This window comes from Xanthomonas sp. NCPPB 1062, assembly GCF_041481705.2.
Classification (GTDB): domain Bacteria; phylum Pseudomonadota; class Gammaproteobacteria; order Xanthomonadales; family Xanthomonadaceae; genus Xanthomonas; species Xanthomonas euvesicatoria.
The window spans coordinates 2,493,192-2,513,530 of sequence record NZ_CM192987.1; the positions used below are offsets into that span (position 1 = coordinate 2,493,192).

Sequence of the window (20,339 nt, forward strand, 5' to 3'; positions counted from 1 at the left end):
AATCAGGCCGCGCTGTCGCGCGGAATGTAGGGAGCGTCGCCGGTGGCGTGGTCGGTCGCATCGCGCACCGCAGTCACGCCGGGCACGCGCCCCATCAAGGTCTTTTCGATGCCCTGCTTCAAGGTCACGTCGGCCATGCCGCAGCCGTGGCAACCGCCGCCGAAGCGCAGCAACACCACGCCGTCGGCAGAGACTTCCTGCACGGCCACGCGCCCGCCATGCGATGCCAACTGCGGGTTGATTTCGTTTTCCACCACCCAGCGCACGCGCTCCACCATCGAAGCCGACTCTGCGGGCGCTTCGCCCTTGATCTTGGGCGCCTTGATGGTGAGCTGCTGGTTGCCGGTAGACTGGGTGACGTAGTCGATTTCGGCCCCGTCCATCCACGGCACGCTGGCAGCGACGACATACAAGGTGAAACCATCGCAGTCGATCGCCCATTCGTCGCCGCTCAGGTCCGCCGGTTCGGCGAACTCAAGCCGGGCGTCGGCACGTGGGGTACCCGCATCCACCGCGCTCAGGCGCACGCCCATGCCGGGCACGCCCTCGCGTTCGATGAGCTTGCGGAAATAGGTCTGGGCTTTGTCGGATATCTGGATCATGCGGGTTATTCTACCGCCCAAAGCGCCCTCGCTCATGGAACACCGTGATCCTGGTGGGCGCGCCGTCCGCCACCCCTGCGAGACCGTCATGACCGATCTGATTCCCCTGGAGCAGGCCCACTGCCTCCCGCGCAAAGGCAGCGACCACAAGCTGGGCGAGGCGCGCCTGGCCGAGCTGCTGCCGCAGGTGCCCGGCTGGGAGCTGGCCGAGGCCGGCATGGCGCTCACGCGCACGTTCCGCTTCGCCGACTATTACCGCACCCTGGCCTTTGTGAATGCGCTGGCCTGGATCGCCCATCGCGAAGACCACCACCCCGACCTGGGCGTGCATTACGACCGCGTCGTGGTGCGCTATTCCACCCATGACGTGGGCGGACTGAGCGAAAACGACTTCATCTGCGCGGCCAAGACCGCGCAGCTCTACGATCAGGGAATCACTGCATGAACATGTATCGCGCCGCGTTCGCCGGCCTCGTCGTCGCCACCGGCCTTGCTGGCTGCGGCAAGTCGCCACAGCAGGCCGCCGCGCCCACCGTCGCGCCCACCGAGCTGGCCGCCCTGAAGACGCCACCGCCGGAATATTCGCCGCAGCTGGCCTGCGCCGGTGTGGGCGGCACGACCGTGCTGCGGGTCGTGGTCGGCACCCAGGGCACGCCGACCGATGTTTCGGTGGCACAGAGCAGCGGTCAGCCCGTGCTCGACGAAGCGGCCCTGACGCGCGTGCGCGAGTGGCAGTTCAAGGCCGCCACCCGCAATGGCCAGGCCGTGCCGCAGACCATCCAGGTGCCGGTCTCGTTCAAGCCGCCGGTGCCGCGTCCGAACGAATGTTTCGCCATCGAGGAACGCTCACGCCGCGGCGGCTGAGGACCGCGCAGGTCGGTGACGCCTTATTTCCGCACGGCACAAGCGCATCGACACCAGCGCATGAGCAACAGCGCCTTGTTCGCGCGCTTGAGTGTCGCCCCTGCCTGACGCTGGCGCAGAGGCGCTGCTTTTCGTCTTCGACACCACGTCTTCGTCATCGCGGCATGGCCATCCTGCTTCCGCGGAGGGGTGTGCGTATCTGGCGAGCTGCAGTTGCCACGCTCTCCGCAGGAAGTTCTTCATTCCACGAGGACGTCGCGCCACATGCTTGCAGTGTCATCACACAATCTCTGGATCGCGCTTGCGGTCACGCTAGCGGCCGGGCTGGCAACCGGGCTCGGCAGCCTCATGGTGGTGTTCGCCAAAAAGCCCAATCCGCGGCTGTTGGCATTCGGCCTGGCCTTCGCCGGCGGCGCCATGGTGTACGTGTCGCTCACCGAGATCCTCAACAAGTCGATCGCCGCGTTTTCCCATGCCTACAACGACAAGCTCGGCTTTACCTTCGGTACCCTGACCTTTCTGGGCGGCATGCTGCTGATCATGGTGATCGACCGCCTGGTGCCGAATCCGCACCAGAGCTTGTCCAGCGACGATCCGCAGTTTCGCGAAGACAACCGGGCCTATATCCGCCGGGTTGGCCTGATGACCGCCGTCGCGATCACTGCGCACAATTTCCCGGAAGGATTGGCGACTTTCTTCGCCACGCTTGAAAGCCCGGCGGTCGGCATGCCGCTGGCGTTCGCGATCGCCATCCACAATATTCCCGAAGGCATCGCGATCGCGGTGCCGGTGTATTTCGCCACGCGCAACAAGTTCTATGCGGTGGGCGCCAGCCTGCTCAGCGGGTTGGCCGAACCGGTCGGTGCAGGCATCGGATATCTGGCCTTGTCCAGCGTGCTCTCGGATGCGGTCTTCGGCACCGTGTTCGGGCTGATCTCCGGGGTCATGGTGTTTCTGGCGCTGGACGAATTACTACCGGCTGCCAAGCGCTACGCCCAAGGTCACGAGACCGTGTATGGCCTGGTCTCGGGCATGGGAACGCTGGCGATCAGCCTGGTGTTGTTCCGTTTCGCAACGCCGTGAAGCGCGTTATGCGCGGGCTTCACCACTCGTGATGGACTGGCGCGAAGTCTGTTGCAGCAAGTGCAGACAATGCCGCTCCAGCAGCCCGATCGCTGTGTTGCCCGTGACGAGCCGATGCGCCCGCCCGCCTGAAATCTACCGCATGCCACGCAGCGCACCTGCGTGGCATGCGGTTTCCCGCACGTCTGCTGAACACCGTCGCGCCTGGTCGACTGAAGCCATGTTCTAGAAAGGTTCCAGACATTCAAGCCGGCGCATGGTACGCGCGTCATCAACGCACACACAGCGAGGTGCCGTATGCAACGCACATGGTCACAAGGGCGCCTTGCCTTGGCGCTGTCGATCGCATCCACTGGCCTGATTGCACTCGGCGGCTGCCAACGCACCGACGCACCGGCGCCGGCCGCCGCCGAGCCTCCGCCTCCTCCCAGCGCGATGGCAGCGCCGGCTTACACGCCGCCCACGGCGGACCAGCTTTACCAACTGGTCGCGCCGATTGCGCTGTTTCCAGACAAGTTGCTGGCGCAAACCTTGGCGGCGTCGGTGTATCCCGATCAAGTGGTCACCGCACAGGAATGGCTACGCAGCAATAGCGGTTTGAGCGCTGCAGATCGCGCGCAGGCCACGGTGTCGCAATCGTGGGACCCGAGCATCAAGGCACTGACCGCCTTTCCCGACGTGGTGGCCCAACTGGCTGGCAATCTGGATTGGACGCGTGCGCTCGGCGATGCCTACGCCCACGATCCCAACGATGTGCTCAACGCGGTGCAGATCATGCGCCAACGCGCCCAGGCCAGCGGCCATCTGCACAGTACGCCGCAACAGCAAGTGCAGGTGGCGCGCCACGTGGTGGTGACGCCCATTCTGGATGAGGGCCGCATCCCGCCGCCCTCGCAGGTGATCACCATCGAACCAGCGCAACCGGATGTGGTGTACGTGCCGCGCTACGATCCCGGCGTGGTCTACGGCGCGCCGGTCGATGTCTACAGGGAGTATCGCTACCGCCCGGTCCGCTGGTACGACGAAGGCGACGTCGTCACCACCGGCCTGGTGTCCTTCGGCGTCGGCGTATTGGTGGGCGGCGCACTCGAGCACCATCACGGTTGGTTCGGCTGGGCCGAGCCGGCACCTGTCTGGCACCGCTGGGGCTGGAACAGCTGGGGTGTGGATTGGAACGCGCCGCCGGCCGCACCGCATTATGTGGTCTACCAGAACCATGTCTATGCGCCGCGTACCACCATCATCAACAACCGAAATACGTATGTCGATTCACGCTCCTACGTGAATCAGGATCAGCGCCATTGGTCCACTTCGACATCCGCGCCTGTGGCCGGGATGTCCCCAGCCAACTTCCATGCGGCGCAGGCGGCCGCTCTACCGGCAGCAGTCGCCAGCGCACGTGGGCTTGGTGCGTTTGCAGGAGCGGCCACGCCAGCGCCTTCGCCCGCCCAACTGCATCGCCCGCCCGACTATGCGCATCTGGCCACACCGCATTTCAATGCACAGATGCTGCAACCAGGCCGCCCGGTAACGCTGAACGCATCGCCATCGCCATCGCCGCATGCTGCGCCGCTGACAACTGCGGGCCATCCGATGCAGCCATTGCCCTCCGGGATGCGTTCGCCGCGCGTGCAAGCACCGGCATTCGCCTCGGCTGCAACGCCTGCACGGGTGAATGACTTGCAGGCCGCACAGCAGCACATGGCGCAGATGCACGCACAGTCGCGGGCAGCGCAAGAGCAGGCAGCTGCAGCCAACCGCGCACATGCCGGCATGCCGCCGCGCGATGCATTTGCGAGCCGCGACGCCCGCGACAGCCAGTTCCGAGCCCAAGCCCAACCTGCGCAATGGAAGCCGCCCGTGCAAGAGCAGCGGCAGCTGGCGCCTCACCAGCAGTTTGCATCCGCGGCAGTGCCGCGTGTCGAACGTGCGCAGCCGTCGCAGCCGCGTGACGAACCGCGCCCGGTCATGAAGATAGAGCCGCAGCAGCGCATGCAGCGGATGGCGTCCTTCGCCCCGCCGCGTGCCGCTCCGACCCATCAGGCCGATATGCACCAGCAACGCCCGCATCCGTCGGCGCAGCCGCAACATCACGACCATCGCCACGAAGGCTGAGCCAGCCGCGCTGGCGCAGCCGCCATGGCTGCGTCAGCGACCGAGCTGGTCTAGGGCCTCGGCGAGCTCTGGCGCCAATGGCGCGCTCAACACGTACGGCGTCTTGCCGGCATCCAGTGCGAATTCCAGCGATGCGGCATGCAGGAACAGCCGCTTCAAACCAAGCTGGTCGCGTAGGCGCTTGTTGACGTCTGCCTCACCGTATTTCTCGTCGCCGGCCACCGGGTGCCCCAGGTGCTGGGCATGCACGCGAATCTGGTGGGTGCGACCGGTCTCGATGCGCACTTCGCAATAGGAATGGCCGCCGCGCCGTTCCAGCAACTTGAAATGGCTCAGCGACGGCTTGCCGATCGCATTCACCTGCACATGCCGCTCCCCTCCCTGGCGCAGGCCGATGTGCAGCGGCGCGTCCACGGTCATCACGCCGTCGGGCATGCGGCCCACCAGCAGGGTCAGGTAGCGCTTGGTGATGCCGCGCCCTTCGACGCGATCGTCTTCGCGCATCAGGGCCTGCAGCTCGGTCAGCGCCGAGCGCTTCTTGGCCACGATCAATAGGCCGGACGTATCGCGATCAAGCCGGTGCACCAGTTCCAGGCTCTGGTTCGGCCGCAGCGCCCGCAGCGTTTCAATGGCGCCAAAGCTGATCCCGCTGCCGCCATGGCTGGCAACCCCGGACGGCTTGTTCAGGGCAAGCAGGCGCGCATCCTCGAACACGATTGCCGCTTCCAGCCGCGCCATGAATGATGACGGCGGCGCGGCCTTGTCGCCCTCTTCGTTGATGCGCACCGGCGGAATCCGCACTTCTTCGCCGCCCTCGAGCTTGCGTTCGGCCTTGGCACGCCCGCCATTCACGCGCACCTGGCCGCTGCGCACCAGCTTGTAGATCAGGCTACGCGGAGCGCCCTTGAGCTGGCCAAGCAGGAAATTGTCCAGCCGCTGCCCAGCACGGTCTTCCGGAACTTTGAGAATGCGCACGCCGACGCGGTCGGCCGGCGGCTTGGGGGGCTGGGGGTCGGTCATCTGGCTCTTTATTCTGTTACACTCGGCGAGCGAGATAAGGGTTTGATTTTGTTGGAAGTTGATTGGCCAGAAGCCTGACTTCCGATGATTCCGGCACAGTGCGCGACCACCGCCCCCGGGGCGGCCATGTTAGCGGCTCACCGGCCTACCCGGCCATCGCCAGCGGTTTTTGACCGCTGCGCTGAACATGTCCCGTGCGCTGCCCCGGTTCGTCCGGACGCGGCTGCCGGCCCTGAAACACCTATAAAACTTAAACAAGCGCTCCCGCGGCCTGCCGTGGTGTTGCAGCGCTGGAAACTCTGGTCAGGCCTGTCCGCGCGTTGCGCGAAGGGCCGACAAGCTGTTCCAGAGGCGAAACGTCACGGCGTTCCGCGCGGTAGAGCGCGTGAGGAACGCAACAATGAAGCGAATGCTGATCAACGCAACGCAGGCCGAAGAGCTGCGCGTGGCGATTGTGGACGGCCAGACCCTGTACGACATCGACATCGAACAGCCGTCCAAGGAACAAAAGAAGTCCAACATCTACAAGGGCCGTATCACCCGGCTCGAGCCTTCCCTGGAAGCGGCGTTCGTGGACTATGGCGCCGAGCGTCATGGCTTCCTGCCGCTGAAGGAAATTTCCCGCGATTATTTCCAGGCCGGCGTCGACCATAACAAGTCGACCATTCGCGAGCTGCTGCGCGAAGGCCAGGAAATCGTCGTGCAGGTGGACAAGGAAGAGCGTGGCAACAAGGGCGCCGCCCTGACCACGTTCATCTCGCTGGCCGGCCGCTACATGGTGCTGATGCCCAATTCGCCGAGCGCCGGTGGCGTTTCGCGCCGCATCGAGGGCGAAGACCGTGCCGCGTTGAAGGAAGCGCTGGACAAGCTCGACATTCCTGACGACATGGGCGTGATCATCCGCACTGCCGGCGTGGGCCGCGATGCCGAAGAACTGCAGTGGGATCTGGACTACCTGCTGCAGACCTGGAAGGCGATTGCCGAAGCTGCGCTGAGCAAGCCGGCCGCGTTCCTGATCTACCAGGAATCGCGCCTGATCATCCGCGCCCTGCGCGACTACCTGCGCGCCGATATCGGCGAGATCCTGGTCGATACGCCGGAGCTCTACGCCGACGCCCAGGAATTCATGAAGCAGGTGATGCCGCAGAGCCTGCGCAAGCTCAAGCACTACACCGACGATATCCCGCTGTTCAATCGCTTCCAGATCGAATCGCAGATCGAAGGCGCCTATGAGCGCAACGTGCGCCTGCCCTCGGGTGGCTCGATCGTGGTGGACCAGACCGAAGCGCTGACCGCCGTCGACGTGAACTCCTCGCGCGCCACCAAGGGCAGCGATATCGAAGAAACCGCGTTCCAGACCAATCTGGAAGCGGCCGAAGAAGTCGCACGCCAGCTGCGCCTGCGTGACCTGGGTGGCCTGGTGGTCATCGACTTCATCGACATGGCCTCGTCCAAGCACCAGCGCGAAGTTGAAAACAGGCTGCAGAACGCACTCAAGTACGACCGCGCACGCGTGCAGCTGGGCCGTATCTCGCGTTTCGGCCTGATGGAAATGAGCCGCCAGCGGCTGCGACCGAGCCTGGGCGAATCCAGCCAGATCGTCTGCCCGCGTTGCGATGGCCATGGCCGCATGCGCAGCGTCGAGTCGCTGTCGCTGTCGATCATCCGCGTGGCAGAAGAGCACGCTATGAAGGAAAACACCGGGCAGGTGCTGGTCCAGGCGCCGGTGGAAATCGCCAACTACCTGCTCAACGAAAAGCGCAGCGCACTGCGTGAAATCGAGCAGCGCCACGAGTCGCCGATCATCATCGTCGCCGACGAGCAACTGCACACCCCGCACTACGAAGTCACGCGCCTGCGCGAGAACGAGCTGGGCGAAGAGAGCGGCAAGCCGAGCTACCAGCGCGGCACCCCGCGCAAGCTGCCGGTGCATGCACTGACCAAGGCGCAGTTGAATATTCCCGCAGCCCCGGCGGTCACGTCGATCAAGCCGAGCCAACCGGCACCGGTTCGCGAAGAAGCCCCTGCCCCGGTCGCGCCCGTCGCTGCGCCGGCGCCAGTGGTGACCGTGCCCATTCCGGCACCGGTCACCGGTGTTGTGGGCTGGCTGAAGCGGATCTTCGGCGGGGTCGAGCCCGTCGCCCCGGCCCCGGAGTCGACCCCGCGTCCGCGCCAGAACGATGCCGGCCGCAATAACCGTGGCGAACGCGGCGAGCGTGGCGGTCAGCGCCGCGATGGTCGCGATGCCCGTAATGGCGGCAATGGTGGCAACCAGCAACGCGGCAATGGCGGCAATGGCAACGGCGCCAATAAGGAACGCCGTGACGAGCGTCGCCAGCCTGCCAGCGCCCAGGGCGCGCAGAATGGCGCACAGGCACAGCAGCAGGTGCAGGCGCCTAAGCCGCCGCGCAATGAAACGCAGGCGCCAAAGCAGCAGCAACCGCAGCAGCAGAAGTCCAAGCCGCAGAACCAGAGCCCACGCCCGCCACGTGCGCCTGCACAGCAGGACGGCGCGCCAGCCGAGCGGCAGCCGCGTCCGGCACGCCAGGAAGAGGGTACGGCAGCGGCGCAAACCGTGACCTCCACTGCCGCAACGGCCACCACGTCGAGCGTGGTGGCCGCCATTGCCGACGCCGCTGCACCCAGCAATGCGCAGACCAACGCCAATGAAGCGGCGCAGGCGCATCCTGTCGATGTCATGGTGAGCGAATCCACCGCTGATCGTGGCGCCGACGCAAATGCAACTGCACCGGCCCAGGATGCCGCAGGCGACGATGCAGCCAATGGCGAAGGCGGGAGCCGTCGCCGCCGCGGCCGTCGTGGTGGCCGTCGTCGTCGTCGTGGCGCCGGTGCCAACGGAGAAGGTGGTACCAGCGTCGATGGCCTGGAAGGCGACGATCTGGACAGCGATGCCGACAACGATCTCGATGGCGACAGCGAAGGCGACGACGCCGGTGCTCATGCGCATGTATCGGGCGCACCGCGCGCCGGCCAGCCGGAGTTCGATTTCGACGATGAGGCACCGGCACCGGCGGTGCGCGCCAAGTCGGAATCCGCTGCCCAGGCAACCGCCAAGCCGCGTCCGGTTCCCAAGGAGCGCGCAGAGCCACAGGGCGGCAGTGACACAGCTTCGACCACCGCGCCGGTTTCCAATACCGTGCCGGCATCGCAGCCTTCGGCAGCACCCGTTGCCGAAGCCGCCCGCGAGCGCCCTGCTGCGCCCGTCGCTGCTACCGACGCACCAGCCAAACCCGGGCCGGCTGTCACAGCGTCGACGGCTGCCAGCACCGAGGGTGTTGCAGCGCAGGCTGCAGAACAGCGCCCCGCGCCGGTCGCACAGCAGGCATCCGCTAGCCCGGCTCCGCTTGCCGCCCCCACACCAGTGGCATCCACGCCGGCACCTGCAGCGGCTCCCGCTGCCGGGACTGCACCGACGGCAGCGGTGGCGGCTGCCGCGGCTTCGGCACCGGCTGTTGCATCGCCTGTGACCAACGATGCGGCGACAAGCAGCCAGCACCAACCTGCGCCCTCGGCGCCGGCAAGTGCGGCTGTACCTGCCGCCGACGCCGAGGCCGCGAAGGCCGACCACCAGCAGCGCGCTGTGTCGGCGGACGTGGCAGCGCCTTCGGTGCAGGCAGCTTCGGTGCAGCCGGCACGGGCAACGCCCGCTGAGGACCTGCCGGCACCTGCGGCGCCTACGCCGGCATCGCAGGCCGCAGTGGTCACGGTCACGTCGCCGCACGCCGAGCAGTCTGCTTCGCAGGCGCCATCGGCCGAGGTGGCAATGACCTCGACCTCGACGGTTGTGCAGGCAAGCCCAAGTGCGGACACCGCGCCCGCACGCAAGCCGTATGCTCCGGTGCAGACCACCATGCTCGATGCGTTGAGCCCGAACGATGCTGCGCCAGCAGCCTCCTCGGCCAGCAAGCCTCCGGCAGACCCTGCAGCAGCGCAGGAGCCGCAGGAGTTGCAGGCAGGCAAGCCCAAACCGACGGTGGTTGTGTCCGAAGCAGTCAAGCCGGTTGCTCCATCGGCCGAAGCCGACCAGGTGCAGGATGACGACAGCAACAAGCCGCGTGGCGATCGCTGATCGCCAGGTGACTTGATTGGGTGGCCTGTTGGGATAACAGGCCACGTCAACATCGAAACAGCGGCCTTCGGGCCGCTGTTTTTTTGTGCAACGCCTGCACTAACGCCAAACCGCATCCGCCGGTTGTGATCCCGGCGAGACATCGACGCTCCACGTTCTTCCACATGAGCGGCGACGTTTGTCGTCACTCGTGGTCAGTGGGTGCAAAGACCCTTCGATCGGCAAGTGCGGCGAGGCCAGGCCTTGCTGGCACATGACGACAATCAGCGCGGAAAGCTCCTAGTACCCGGCGTGTCGTTACGCTCCCCCCCCGGGCGCCCTGACGCCCGGGTCTTGTTCGACATACCGCGCGCCTCTAGAAGGTCGGGCTAGTTCCCCCACTCACGCGTTGACGCAATCCAGCAACCGCTTCTGAGGGCGAGACACGTCATTTCTAGGCACGTGATGAGCTTTCTCTACGCGATGTTGTGCGCCCTGGCCTTGCGATGCAGCGCAGCCACTGCACTGCACTCAAGGCAACGGTTCACAGCACCCTGGAGGGATCGGTCAGACCGTATTGATTGGCTAGCCGCGCCAGCGCAATGTTGTCCTGGATGCCGACCTTCTCGAACAGGCGTGCCTTGTGCGTGTTGATGGTCTTGGCGCTGAGGTTCAGGCGCTTGGCGATGTCTTCCTGGCGCAGGCCCTGGGTCAGCAGCAAGGCCACTTCCAGCTCACGGGGCGACAATGCATCAAACGGTGAACCGCCACCTTCCAGATTGGACAGAGCCAGGTTCTGCGCGATCGTATTGCCGAGATAACGCCGTCCCAGTGCGACTTCACGCACCGCGCGCAGCAACTCGTGCGCGTCACCACCCTTTCCCACATAGCCGGAGGCGCCTGCCTCGAGCAAACGCTTGGGCAATGGGCCGTCTTCGAGCACGGAGACGATGATGACCCGCGTACCGTAGTCGCCCTTGACGATGCGCTCGGTAATTTCCAGGCCGCTGACGCCGGGCAAATGCAGATCGCACAGCACGATGTCCGGTTTGAGTTGACGAATCTGCGGCAATGCGGCTTCGCCACTCTCTGCTTCACCCACCACATCGACGTCCACTTCCTTGGACAGAATCATCTTCATGCCTGTACGCACGAGTGCATGATCGTCGATCAGAAAAACTCTGATGGTCATCCTTGTTGTCCTCGCTAGCGGCTGGCTGGTGCAGCCTATCTCCGTGAATAATTCAGGGCAAGCTCGATGCGACGTATTACGCCCAAGTTAGAGCGTTATGACACGTCACTAGAGCATGCATGACGTGCGCATGGCGCGATGTCTCTAGGCAAGATGTTGCAACGTGTGCCGATGATGCGGGCGCCAGGCCGACCGGTGACATCGGGCAATGCAGTCGCGCTCGGTCAGATTTTCACTGGCTAGGCGGTACGGTCGGCGTCCACCAAGGGCTTTAATTCGGGATCCAGCGCAACGCGTTCGTCGAAGACGAAGCAGCGGCCCTCGTAGCCTTCGCCACCGACCTCTTCGAAGTAGCCGAGGATTCCTCCCTCCAGTTGCAGCACGTTGTCCATGCCATCGGCCTGCATCCACAGCGCGGCCTTTTCGCAACGGATGCCACCGGTGCAGAAGCTGACCACCGTGGCATCGGCCAACGCGCCACGATGCGGTTCCAGCGCGCCAGGCAAGTCGGTGAACTTGTCGATCGGCAGCGTCAATGCACCCTGGAAGGTCCCGTATGCCACTTCCTGCGCATTGCGCGTGTCCAGCAACACCAGCGGACGGCCGCGATCATCCTGCCCGTTCCGCAGCCACTCGCGCAGCACGGCAGGCGTCACCGACGGTGCACGACCTTGCAGCGGCGATGCATCGTCGCGCCGAAAACTGATGATCTCCGGCTTGATCTTGACCTTGAGCCGCGCAAACGGCTGATGCGCGCTTTCGCTGAACTTGATGCGCATCTGCGCAAACCGCGCGTCGGCCTGCAGCCAGGCATAGAACGCGCCGATCTGCTCGGCAGCCCCTGCCAGGAACAGGTTGATGCCCTCTTCGGCCACCAGCACCGATCCTTTCAGCGCATGCTGCTCGGCTTGCGCGCGCACGCCGTCGGCAAGTGTCTGCGGATCCTGGATGGTGACGAACTGGTAGGCGGCGGTATTGATCATCATGCGGCTATTTTAGGGCCGCGGGCAGCCCCTAGCGAGCGCCGTGGATGGGACGTCCAGCACGGTGCAGCAGCGTGCCTGCAAGCGCGTCATGCCGCGCACTCAGCCGCGCAACAGCACAAACGGCAGCAACACCAGCGAGGCGACGACCAGCATGCCGATCAGCGTCACGAGCACGAAGACCGGTCGCCTGCGCAGCAACGCGCCAAAGGTCTCCGCAGTGCCGGCTGCAAGTTCCTCCTGGCGCTGGGCACGCGCAATCGCGCCGCGCTGTGCCTGGTAGGCATCCATCGCCGCCTTGGCGCGTGGATAGTCGGCATCGTCGCTGAGCCAGATACCGCCAGCGGAAATCCCCCAGTTGCTGGGGCGCGTTTCATAGATCTGCACGCGCTGCTCGCGCATCAGCGCCCGCACCTCATCGGCTTCGTCGTCGGGAACATTTCGCAGATTGAGCAGCAGCTTGGCCATGCCGCGATGATACCGGGAGCCAGGTGCGATAATGGCGGCCTTTCTCCATGGACCCTGCCATGCGCCTTTTGTTGACGCTCGTTGTCGCCCTGTTGCTCGCAAGCTGCGCGCCCGCCCTGCCGCCCTCCGGCGGCACCATCGCCAGTTTCGAGCGGATCGACCGCACCGTGGGGACCGGTGCAGAGGCCACACCAGGCGCCATGGTCACCGTGCACTACACCGGCTGGCTGTACGACGAAAAAGCCGCCGACAAGCACGGCAAGAAGTTCGACAGCTCGCTGGATCGCGCCGAGCCGTTCCAATTCGTACTAGGCGGCCACCAGGTCATCCGCGGCTGGGACGATGGCGTGGCCGGCATGCGTGTCGGCGGCAAGCGCACCTTGATGATTCCGCCCGATTACGGCTATGGCGACAACGGCGCCGGTGGCGTGATACCGCCCGGTGCATCGCTGGTGTTCGATGTGGAATTGCTGGGCGTGCAGCCGCGCTGAGTGCCTGACGATGACTGATCTGAGCAGGCAGCGGCTGGCAGTGATCGGCGGTGGGCCGGCCGGTTTGATGGCGGCGGAAGTGGCCTGCGCGTCAGGCTTGGCGGTGGATCTGTACGAAGCCAAGGGCTCGGTGGGACGCAAGTTCCTGATCGCTGGCAAAGGCGGCTTGAACCTCACGCATTCCGATTCGATGCCGCTGTTTGCGCAACGCTATCGCCAACGTCAGCAACCGGTTTCCGCATGGTTGCAGGACTTCGATGCTGATGCGCTGCGCGATTGGGCGCGAGAGCTCGGTGTCGAGACCTACGTCGGCAGTTCCGGCCGTGTCTTTCCAATGGACCGCAAGGCCGCACCCTTGCTGCGCGGCTGGGTGCGCCGGCTCAAGGAACAGGGTGTCACGTTTCATGTGCAGCACCGCTGGCTGGGCTGGACTGAAAACGGCGCACTCCGTTTCGACGCACCCACCGGTGCTGTGGAGTGCAGTGCAGAGGCAGTCGTGCTGGCGCTGGGTGGCGGCAGCTGGCCGCAGCTTGGTTCCGACGGCCAGTGGCAAGCAACACTGCAGCAACGCGGTATCGCGGTAGCGCCCCTGGTGCCGGCCAACTGCGGCTTCGATATCGATTGGAGTGCGCACTTCGTGCAGCGCCATGCAGGTGCACCGCTGAAACCGGTCGTTGCGCATTGGCAGGATGGCAACGGCATGCAGCATGCATTGCAGGGGGAATGCGTGGCCACAGCGAATGGCATCGAGGGCAGCTTGATCTATGCCTTGGCCGCGGACCTGCGCGAGCAGATCGACGCCCATGGCGTCGCCGAACTCGTGCTGGATCTGGTTCCCGGCCGCTCGCTCGAACGCGTGCATGCCGAACTGGCCCAACCGCGCAAGGGGCGCAGTTTCAGCGAACATCTGCGCCGCCAGGTCGGCATCGATGGTGTCAAGGCGGCCCTGCTCTACGAAGAACTCGGCAAGCAGGCGGGCGACGACGTGGCGTTGGTCGCACGCACGCTCAAGCAGTTGCCGCTGCGACTGTTGCGGCCACGTCCGCTTGCCGAAGCAATCAGTTCTGCAGGCGGCGTGCGGCTGGAGGCGCTGGACGATCAGCTGATGGCGCAGTCGCAACCAGGGGTGTTTTGCGCTGGCGAAATGCTCGATTGGGAAGCGCCAACCGGCGGCTATCTGCTCACCGCCTGCTTCGCCAGCGGCCGACGCGCCGCACGCGGCGCTGTGCAGTGGCTAGCGCAGCACAACGCAGACGCTACAGACGATCGCTGACTGCCGCACGCGGCCACACCGATTTGACGTCGTACACCACCGCGCCCGGCTTGCCGAGCGCGGCGATCTGCGCGACGTCGTAGTCGCGATACTGCGCGTGCGCCACTGCCAGCACCACGGCATCGTAGGCGCCCTCTTCCGGGGTCTGGCTTAAATGCACACCGCCGTGCTGCAGCGCTTCAGCCGGGTCTGCCCACGGGTCGCAAGTGTCCACCTGCACACCCACGGCCTGCAGCAACTGCACCAATTCCAGGGCGCGGCTGTTGCGCAGATCCGGGCAGTTTTCCTTGAATGTGGCGCCCAGTACCAGCACCCTCGCCTGCGCAAGCGCGACGCCACGCATGGCCAACATGCCGCACACGCGCTCGGCCACATGTCGGCCGACCCGATTGTTGACCTGCCGCGCGGTGTGGATCAGGTCCGGGTGATAGCCCACGCTTTCGGACTTGTGCATCAGGTAGTACGGATCCACGCCGATGCAATGCCCACCGACCAGGCCAGGACGAAACGGCAGGAAATTCCACTTGGTTCCTGCGGCCTCGAGCACATCCAGGGTGTCGATTCCCAACTTGTCGAAAATCAACGCCAACTCATTGACCAGTGCGATATTGACGTCGCGCTGGATGTTTTCGACCACCTTTGCCGCTTCGGCCACGCGCATCGACCGAGCGCGCCAGGTGCCGGCAGTGATGATGCTGGTATACAGCGCGTCGACTGCATCAGCGGCGTCCGCCGTCGAGCCCGCGGTGATCTTGCGAATGTCGCGCAGACGCCGCTGGCGATCGCCGGGATTGACACGCTCGGGGCTGTAACCGCAAAAGAAGTCGTGGTTGAAACGCAACCCGGAGCCTGCTTCGAGCAAGGGCACGCAAACTTCTTCGGTGGTTCCTGGATAGACCGTGGATTCGTAGATCACCAGGTCGCCGGGCTTGAGGGCGGCGGCGATCAAGGCCGTGGCGCTACGCAACGGCTCCAGATCCGGTTGCTCGAAGCTGTCGATCGGCGTTGGCACGGTCACGATGAAAATGCGACACGCGGCCAGATCCGCAGCGTTTGCGCTATAGCGCAACTGTGTTGCGGCAGCCAATTCGGCATCGTCCAGTTCCAGCGTGGCATCGTGGCCATCGCGCAATTGCGCAACGCGCTGCGCATCGATGTCAAAGCCCAGGGTGTCGCGCTGCTCCCCGAATGCAACCGCCAACGGCAGGCCGACATAACCCAAGCCGATGACGGCGATGCGCCCCTGTGGGGGGGCGAGAAGCGTGATGCCGGACATGCGGTTCCTTAAAATGGTGCGCAGCCCGTGGCGGCCCGCTATGCGGCGGCAGCATAACGCAGGCCGCAGGCGCCAGGCAGTGCAGGAAGGACGCAGCAAAGATTCACAATCGCCGCGCAATCAGGCACGCTATCGCAATGCCCGGGTGGCGAAATTGGTAGACGCAAGGGACTTAAAATCCCTCAGCCGCAAGGCTATGCGGGTTCGACCCCCGCCCCGGGCACACGATATATAAGGTAATCGAGTCGGCGCACACGCAATCGTCTGCGCGCCGCTTACCGGCTGATGTCCATGCACGACCATCCGCATCATGCAGCCAACGCGCTGGTCACCTGGCCCGGATGCGTTTCGATTACGCGTGCCCGCGACATCGCGTTGCGCCATTCCTCCAACGCAATCAGTCAAACCCACGTGTCCAAGTGTCCAAGCACAGGTGTGCGCACTGGCACATGCGCTCATTACCGGACACCGCAGCACCACCGCTCATATTTCGCAGCCGCCGCGTAGTGCGTGGACGCCCCCGGCAATAACACGCGACCAATAAAAAAACCCTGGATATCGATCGATATCCAGGGTTCGAATTTGGAGCGGGAAACGAGACTCGAACTCGCGACCTCAACCTTGGCAAGGTTGCGCTCTACCAACTGAGCTATTCCCGCGTGGAGCAAAATTGTACAGCGTGTTACTTCGTTGCGCCAGCCCTGTCGTCGTTATCGATGGCAGGAAGACCGCATGCGATGTGGAGGCCTGGGCCGGAATTGAACCGGCGTACGCGGATTTGCAGTCCGCTGCATAACCACTCTACCACCAGGCCGAAACATCAAACCCAAGGCATCCTGCCTTGAAACGACGAGACCCCTGACGCGGGGTCCTGTCTACATCTGGAGCGGGAAACGAGACTCGAACTCGCGACCTCAACCTTGGCAAGGTTGCGCTCTACCAACTGAGCTATTCCCGCTTGGGAGGCGAAATTCTACAGCGAACAGGATAGCTGTCAACTGTTGCTTTCGATTTTTTTCGGCTTGTTGCTGATCGCTGCTTTTTCGTCGGCGCGCAGGCTTGGCCATGCAGCCTGCAGATACTGAAACCCCGACCACAGCGTCAGCAAGGCCGCAATGGCGAGTGTCCAGTAGCCTGCACGAAATATCAGGTTGCCCAGCCAGATTTCATGCGTGGGCATTTGCCCAGGCGTGACCGAATACAACAGGCACAGCAAGGCCATCATTTGTGCCGTGGTCTTGATCTTGCCGATGGCCGCCACGCGTACCTTGGCGCGCTGGCCGATCTCGGCCATCCATTCGCGGAGTGCAGAGACGGCAATCTCGCGTCCGACGATGACTGCAGCCCAGAACGCCATCCACGGCGTGGGGTGGCCCTGCACAATCAGGAACAGCGCCACGGCGACCATCAACTTGTCGGCGACCGGGTCCAGAAATGCGCCGAACGCGGAATATTGGTGATAACGCCGCGCGACCCAGCCATCCAGCCAGTCGGTGATGGCGGCCAGCGCAAACACGCCGGCGGACGCGAAATTCGTCCACGTGTACGGCAGGTAGAACACCACGACCAACACCGGGATCATCACGATCCTGAGCAGTGTCAGCCACGTGGGGATGGTCAACTTCATTGCGGACTTGCCTCGCCTGCCGCATCGGGAAGCGCCAGCCCGTGCAGGTTAGCGTAGATTCGCGCGGCAAGTGCGGCATTGACCCCCTCCACTCGTGCAATCTCGGCCTCGCCGGCGGCCTTGAGCCCGACCAGCCCGCCGAAGTGCTTGAGCAGACTCGCGCGGCGCCGAGGGCCGATGCCGGGGATATCCTCGAGCTTGCTGGTCATGCGCGCCTTCTGGCGGCGACCGCGGTGGCCGGTGATCGCAAAGCGGTGCGCTTCGTCACGCACCTGCTGGATGAATTGCAGCGCAGGCGACGCCGCGCCCGGCCGCAGCTCGCGGCCGTCGGCCATGATCAACGCTTCATGCCCGGCCCGGCGCTCTTCGCCCTTGGCCACGCCGACCAGCAACACGTTCTCGACCCCGAGATCGGCCAGCGCGGCCTGCGCCTGTGCCAGCTGGCCTGCGCCACCGTCGATCAACAGTACGTCGGGGAGCACGCCGTTCTCTTCCACGGCGCGACGGAAGCGGCGCTCGATCGCCTGCCGCATGGCTGCGTAGTCGTCGCCCGGCGTGATGCCGGAAATATTGAAGCGCCGGTACTGGCCACGCACCGGGCCACTGGCGTCGAATACCACGCACGAGGCGACGGTCGCCTCGCCCATGGTGTGACTGATGTCGAAACACTCCACGCGCTTGACCGGCTCGGCAAGTCCAAGCATCTCGCGCAAGGCTTCGCTGCGTGCGTGCTGCGCGCTCTGGCTGGTGAGCTCGGTGACAAGGGTCAGCTGCGCATTGCGCGTGGCCAGCAGCAGATAGCCGGCACGCTCGCCGCGCACGTTCCACTTCAGCGCCACCTTGTGCTCGGCCGCCGTACTGAGCGCCGCTTCGATCAGCTCGGCTTCCGGGATCTCGCGGTCGAGCAGGATTTCGCGCGGCGGAGAGTGCTCGGCGTAGTACTGCGATACGAACGCACCAAGAATTTCGTCGGCACTGTCTTCCCCGTTGGTCTTGGGAAAGAACGAGCGCGTGCCGAGATTGCGGCCGTCGCGAAAACTCAGCAACAAGACGCAAGCCTGGCTGGATTGCGTGGCGCAGGCCAGCACGTCCAGATCCGCTGCACGCCCGTCGACGTATTGACGGTTCTGCATGCTGCGCAGCGACGAGAGCAAATCGCGCAAACGCGCAGCACGCTCGAATTCCAGCGCCTCGCTGGCCTGCTGCATCGAGTGCATGATCTCTTCGCCGAGCTGATCGCTCTTGCCTTCGAGAAACATGGTGGCGCGGCGTACCGATTCGGCGTAATCCGGAGCCGCCACCAAGTCCACGCACGGACCGCTGCAACGCCCGATCTGGTATTGCAGGCATGGCCGCGAACGGTTGCGGAATACGCTGTCCTCGCAACTGCGCAGCTTGAAGAGCTTGTGCATCAAGCTGAGCGTCTCGCGTACACCGGTGACGCCCGTGTAAGGGCCGAAATAACGCCCTTGCACCGCACGCGGACCGCGGTGCAAGGCAATCCGGGGCCATTGTTCGCGGGTCAGCAACACGTATGGGTAGCTTTTGTCGTCGCGCAACGAGACGTTGTAGCGCGGCGACAGCGATTTGATCAGCTGGTTTTCCAGCAGTAGCGCTTCGGCTTCGCTGCGGGTGACGGTGACGTCCATGCGCGCGACCTGCGACAGCATCGAGGTCAACCGGGCGTTCTTCGGTGTCCCGTTGAAATAGCTGCCCACACGCTTGCGCAACGCGCCGGCCTTGCCGACGTACAGCAAGGTATCGTCGCCCGCATACATGCGATAGACGCCAGGCGCGGTGCTCAGTTGCGCAGCAAACGCTTTTCCATCGAAATCGTTGTGGGGCCTGACGCTCATTCGTCTATCGAAACATCACTCAGTGCGCCGCTTGCAAGGTCGTACCGCAAGATGGCATGTGCATCGGTTTCTGCGATCCAGACCGCACCGGCGGTGACCGCCAGACCGGCCGGGCCATGCAGACGACGCGGCAGCGCGACCGTGGTCAATTCACCGCCGCCCAGGCGCAGGCAGCGCAGGCGGCCATTGCCGGTGTCGGCGATCCACAGCAACGGCGAATCGGCCGCCAGTGCAATGGCCTGTGGGAACTGCAGGCGTGCCGTGCTGCGTGGGCCGTCCTGATCTCCAAACTGCCAGGTGCCCTGCCCGCCGACCAAGGTCTGTACCAGATCGCCGCGTAGTTGCATGGTGCGGATTGACGAGCCCAGCCCGTCGCAGACATAGGCCACCTGCTGCACGGACGCCAAGCCGGCCGGCTGTGCGAAAGCAGCGAGATGGCCGCTGCCGTCGCGAATTTCAAGGGCACCGGTGCCTGCGCGCGCGGTCAGCGCGGCGCGGCCCAGGTGATAACTCCAGATCCGGTTATCGCCGGCCATGGCGATCAACACCTGGTTGTCGGCGATGGCCAGACCTTGCGGGTAGTTCAGCGCAGAGGCACCGGGCGACGCCAGCGGGCCTTCGACCGGCTCGCCGGAACGGCCGGTGCCGCACAAGGTATCCACCTGCCCGCTGCGCAGGTTGATACGACGTAGCGCATGGTTGCCGGTATCGGCGACATACAGCTGATCGCGTTCCAACGCCAAACCTTGCGGGCGCCGGAATGCCGCTTCGCCGACACCGCCGTCGATGAGATCAGCATTGCCATGCCCGAATTGGCGCAGTACGCGTCCGCTGTGCGTGCACTCGAGCACGCGGTGATGGCCGGTATCGGCGACATACAACCGGTCTTCGGTCGCGGCCAGGCCGGTAGGAAAACGCAACGCCAGGTGCGGCTCGGGCTCGCGCTCGGCCACGCCGTGCAGGTCGGCGTCCGAGGGCGGCTGCTGGCCCTCGCACAGGGCAGTCAGCGCCTTGTCCAGATCGCCGGTGACGCCCACCAGGCGCTGCCGCTCGCGGCCGTAGGCATCCAGCAGCACCAGCGTGGGCCAGGATTCGATACCGAAGCGACGCCAGGTTTCCCAGTCCTTGTCGAGCAGGATCGGCGCACTCACGCCGTGTCCGCGCAGTTGTTTAAGCGAGCGTTGCGGCAGGCGCTCGCTGTCGAAACGCGGCACCTGCACCACGATCACCTGGAGCCGGCCAGGGCTGCGCGCCTGCCAGTGGGCAAGCTCGGCCAGGCGTTCGGCGCACCACACCGAACTGGCGTTGACGAACGCCAGCACCAGCGCACGGCCGCGATGCTCCTGCAAGGTGGAGGGCCTGGCATTGAGCCAGGTGGGAAATTCCGGCAGTTCCTGGGTGAGCTGGGCGTTCATGCGGT

At 64.8% G+C, this 20,339-nt stretch carries 16 protein-coding genes and 4 tRNA genes; 8 read left to right on the top strand and 12 right to left on the bottom strand.

Annotated features, from left to right (window positions below; all coding sequences use genetic code 11):
* Positions 1 to 2: 2 nt before the first annotated feature.
* Complete coding sequence (locus ACCQ16_RS10950) at positions 3 to 602, bottom strand: NfuA family Fe-S biogenesis protein (RefSeq protein WP_008575672.1); 600 nt, start codon at positions 600 to 602, stop codon at positions 3 to 5.
* Between the two features lie 88 nt (positions 603 to 690).
* Between ACCQ16_RS10950 and ACCQ16_RS10955 the strand changes: the two genes are divergently transcribed.
* From ACCQ16_RS10955 to ACCQ16_RS10970, 4 genes are all read left to right on the top strand, one after another.
* On the top strand, positions 691 to 1,047 hold the full coding sequence (locus tag ACCQ16_RS10955) for a 4a-hydroxytetrahydrobiopterin dehydratase (protein ID WP_003489213.1): 357 nt from the start codon (positions 691 to 693) through the stop codon (positions 1,045 to 1,047).
* Positions 1,044 to 1,466 carry an energy transducer TonB gene (locus ACCQ16_RS10960; RefSeq protein ID WP_277572751.1) on the top strand — a complete coding sequence of 141 codons (423 nt, stop codon included), beginning with the start codon at positions 1,044 to 1,046 and terminating at the stop codon, positions 1,464 to 1,466. Before ACCQ16_RS10955 ends, ACCQ16_RS10960 begins: the two co-directional genes overlap by 4 nt.
* A gap of 264 nt (positions 1,467 to 1,730) precedes the next feature.
* The gene (gene zupT / locus ACCQ16_RS10965) at positions 1,731 to 2,549 is read left to right on the top strand and encodes a zinc transporter ZupT (protein ID WP_057681739.1); all 819 of its coding nucleotides are present in this window, start codon (positions 1,731 to 1,733) and stop codon (positions 2,547 to 2,549) included.
* Between the two features lie 297 nt (positions 2,550 to 2,846).
* Positions 2,847 to 4,664 carry a DUF3300 domain-containing protein gene (locus ACCQ16_RS10970; protein ID WP_372379948.1) on the top strand — a complete coding sequence of 606 codons (1,818 nt, stop codon included), beginning with the start codon at positions 2,847 to 2,849 and terminating at the stop codon, positions 4,662 to 4,664.
* A 33-nt stretch (positions 4,665 to 4,697) separates the two neighbouring features.
* Here the strand turns inward: ACCQ16_RS10970 and ACCQ16_RS10975 are convergent, their stop codons facing one another.
* Positions 4,698 to 5,684, bottom strand: a complete 987-nt coding sequence (locus ACCQ16_RS10975; RefSeq protein WP_008575665.1) for an RluA family pseudouridine synthase — start codon at positions 5,682 to 5,684, stop codon at positions 4,698 to 4,700.
* Positions 5,685 to 6,093: 409 nt separating this feature from the next.
* Here ACCQ16_RS10975 and ACCQ16_RS10980 point away from each other — a divergent pair, with 409 nt between their 5' ends.
* Entirely contained in the window at positions 6,094 to 9,774 is a 3,681-nt protein-coding gene (locus ACCQ16_RS10980; RefSeq protein WP_277572794.1) for an Rne/Rng family ribonuclease, read from the top strand.
* 523 nt (positions 9,775 to 10,297) lie between these two features.
* Here ACCQ16_RS10980 and ACCQ16_RS10985 read toward each other — a convergent pair.
* The 3 genes from ACCQ16_RS10985 to ACCQ16_RS10995 all read right to left on the bottom strand — a co-directional run bounded on the left by ACCQ16_RS10985 (position 10,298) and on the right by ACCQ16_RS10995 (position 12,396).
* Entirely contained in the window at positions 10,298 to 10,945 is a 648-nt protein-coding gene (locus ACCQ16_RS10985; RefSeq protein WP_003489223.1) for a response regulator, read from the bottom strand.
* Positions 10,946 to 11,184: 239 nt separating this feature from the next.
* The gene (locus ACCQ16_RS10990) at positions 11,185 to 11,931 is read right to left on the bottom strand and encodes a sulfurtransferase (protein ID WP_277572749.1); all 747 of its coding nucleotides are present in this window, start codon (positions 11,929 to 11,931) and stop codon (positions 11,185 to 11,187) included.
* A 99-nt stretch (positions 11,932 to 12,030) separates the two neighbouring features.
* A complete protein-coding gene (locus ACCQ16_RS10995) occupies positions 12,031 to 12,396 on the bottom strand; it encodes a DUF6164 family protein (protein WP_008575660.1) in 366 nt (121 codons plus the stop codon).
* 59 nt (positions 12,397 to 12,455) lie between these two features.
* On the opposite strand from ACCQ16_RS10995, the gene ACCQ16_RS11000 reads away from it, so the two are divergent.
* The gene (locus tag ACCQ16_RS11000) at positions 12,456 to 12,887 is read left to right on the top strand and encodes an FKBP-type peptidyl-prolyl cis-trans isomerase (protein WP_014090254.1); all 432 of its coding nucleotides are present in this window, start codon (positions 12,456 to 12,458) and stop codon (positions 12,885 to 12,887) included.
* A gap of 10 nt (positions 12,888 to 12,897) precedes the next feature.
* The gene (locus ACCQ16_RS11005; RefSeq protein WP_136732587.1) at positions 12,898 to 14,160 is read left to right on the top strand and encodes a TIGR03862 family flavoprotein; all 1,263 of its coding nucleotides are present in this window, start codon (positions 12,898 to 12,900) and stop codon (positions 14,158 to 14,160) included.
* Here the strand turns inward: ACCQ16_RS11005 and ACCQ16_RS11010 are convergent.
* Positions 14,144 to 15,436, bottom strand: coding sequence for a nucleotide sugar dehydrogenase (locus ACCQ16_RS11010; protein WP_218550521.1), 1,293 nt, complete (start codon positions 15,434 to 15,436; stop codon positions 14,144 to 14,146). The two genes, ACCQ16_RS11005 and ACCQ16_RS11010, sit on opposite strands and share 17 nt — an antisense overlap.
* A gap of 139 nt (positions 15,437 to 15,575) precedes the next feature.
* On the opposite strand from ACCQ16_RS11010, the gene ACCQ16_RS11015 reads away from it, so the two are divergent.
* Positions 15,576 to 15,659: transfer RNA gene (locus ACCQ16_RS11015), tRNA-Leu, on the top strand.
* A 360-nt stretch (positions 15,660 to 16,019) separates the two neighbouring features.
* Here ACCQ16_RS11015 and ACCQ16_RS11020 read toward each other — a convergent pair.
* The 6 genes from ACCQ16_RS11020 to ACCQ16_RS11045 form a co-directional block, all read right to left on the bottom strand.
* Positions 16,020 to 16,095 (bottom strand) — tRNA-Gly (locus ACCQ16_RS11020).
* 81 nt (positions 16,096 to 16,176) lie between these two features.
* Positions 16,177 to 16,250, bottom strand: a tRNA-Cys gene (locus tag ACCQ16_RS11025).
* Between the two features lie 68 nt (positions 16,251 to 16,318).
* Positions 16,319 to 16,394 (bottom strand) — tRNA-Gly (locus ACCQ16_RS11030).
* 36 nt (positions 16,395 to 16,430) lie between these two features.
* Positions 16,431 to 17,063 carry a CDP-diacylglycerol--glycerol-3-phosphate 3-phosphatidyltransferase gene (pgsA, locus tag ACCQ16_RS11035; protein WP_277572747.1) on the bottom strand — a complete coding sequence of 211 codons (633 nt, stop codon included), beginning with the start codon at positions 17,061 to 17,063 and terminating at the stop codon, positions 16,431 to 16,433.
* Entirely contained in the window at positions 17,060 to 18,919 is a 1,860-nt protein-coding gene (uvrC, locus tag ACCQ16_RS11040; protein WP_008574530.1) for an excinuclease ABC subunit UvrC, read from the bottom strand. Before uvrC ends, pgsA begins: the two co-directional genes overlap by 4 nt.
* Positions 18,916 to 20,334 carry an NHL repeat-containing thioredoxin family protein gene (locus tag ACCQ16_RS11045; RefSeq protein WP_005916709.1) on the bottom strand — a complete coding sequence of 473 codons (1,419 nt, stop codon included), beginning with the start codon at positions 20,332 to 20,334 and terminating at the stop codon, positions 18,916 to 18,918. The genes uvrC and ACCQ16_RS11045 overlap by 4 nt, the downstream gene beginning before the upstream one ends.
* Positions 20,335 to 20,339 lie beyond the last annotated feature (5 nt).

What these genes read in the sequence shown, in the direction of transcription:
- ACCQ16_RS10950 (WP_008575672.1), bottom strand. Translation starts at nt 602, where the DNA reads ATGATCCAGATATCCGACAAAGCCCAGACCTATTTCCGCAAGCTCATC.
- ACCQ16_RS11000 (WP_014090254.1), top strand. Translation starts at nt 12,456, where the DNA reads ATGCGCCTTTTGTTGACGCTCGTTGTCGCCCTGTTGCTCGCAAGCTGC.
- ACCQ16_RS10980 (WP_277572794.1), top strand. Translation starts at nt 6,094, where the DNA reads ATGCTGATCAACGCAACGCAGGCCGAAGAGCTGCGCGTGGCGATTGTG.
- ACCQ16_RS11045 (WP_005916709.1), bottom strand. Translation starts at nt 20,334, where the DNA reads ATGAACGCCCAGCTCACCCAGGAACTGCCGGAATTTCCCACCTGGCTC.
- ACCQ16_RS10990 (WP_277572749.1), bottom strand. Translation starts at nt 11,931, where the DNA reads ATGATGATCAATACCGCCGCCTACCAGTTCGTCACCATCCAGGATCCG.
- ACCQ16_RS10975 (WP_008575665.1), bottom strand. Translation starts at nt 5,684, where the DNA reads ATGACCGACCCCCAGCCCCCCAAGCCGCCGGCCGACCGCGTCGGCGTG.
- uvrC (WP_008574530.1), bottom strand. Translation starts at nt 18,919, where the DNA reads ATGAGCGTCAGGCCCCACAACGATTTCGATGGAAAAGCGTTTGCTGCG.
- zupT (WP_057681739.1), top strand. Translation starts at nt 1,731, where the DNA reads ATGCTTGCAGTGTCATCACACAATCTCTGGATCGCGCTTGCGGTCACG.
- ACCQ16_RS10985 (WP_003489223.1), bottom strand. Translation starts at nt 10,945, where the DNA reads ATGACCATCAGAGTTTTTCTGATCGACGATCATGCACTCGTGCGTACA.
- ACCQ16_RS11005 (WP_136732587.1), top strand. Translation starts at nt 12,898, where the DNA reads ATGACTGATCTGAGCAGGCAGCGGCTGGCAGTGATCGGCGGTGGGCCG.
- ACCQ16_RS10955 (WP_003489213.1), top strand. Translation starts at nt 691, where the DNA reads ATGACCGATCTGATTCCCCTGGAGCAGGCCCACTGCCTCCCGCGCAAA.
- ACCQ16_RS10995 (WP_008575660.1), bottom strand. Translation starts at nt 12,396, where the DNA reads ATGGCCAAGCTGCTGCTCAATCTGCGAAATGTTCCCGACGACGAAGCC.
- pgsA (WP_277572747.1), bottom strand. Translation starts at nt 17,063, where the DNA reads ATGAAGTTGACCATCCCCACGTGGCTGACACTGCTCAGGATCGTGATG.
- ACCQ16_RS10970 (WP_372379948.1), top strand. Translation starts at nt 2,847, where the DNA reads ATGCAACGCACATGGTCACAAGGGCGCCTTGCCTTGGCGCTGTCGATC.
- ACCQ16_RS10960 (WP_277572751.1), top strand. Translation starts at nt 1,044, where the DNA reads ATGAACATGTATCGCGCCGCGTTCGCCGGCCTCGTCGTCGCCACCGGC.
- ACCQ16_RS11010 (WP_218550521.1), bottom strand. Translation starts at nt 15,436, where the DNA reads ATGTCCGGCATCACGCTTCTCGCCCCCCCACAGGGGCGCATCGCCGTC.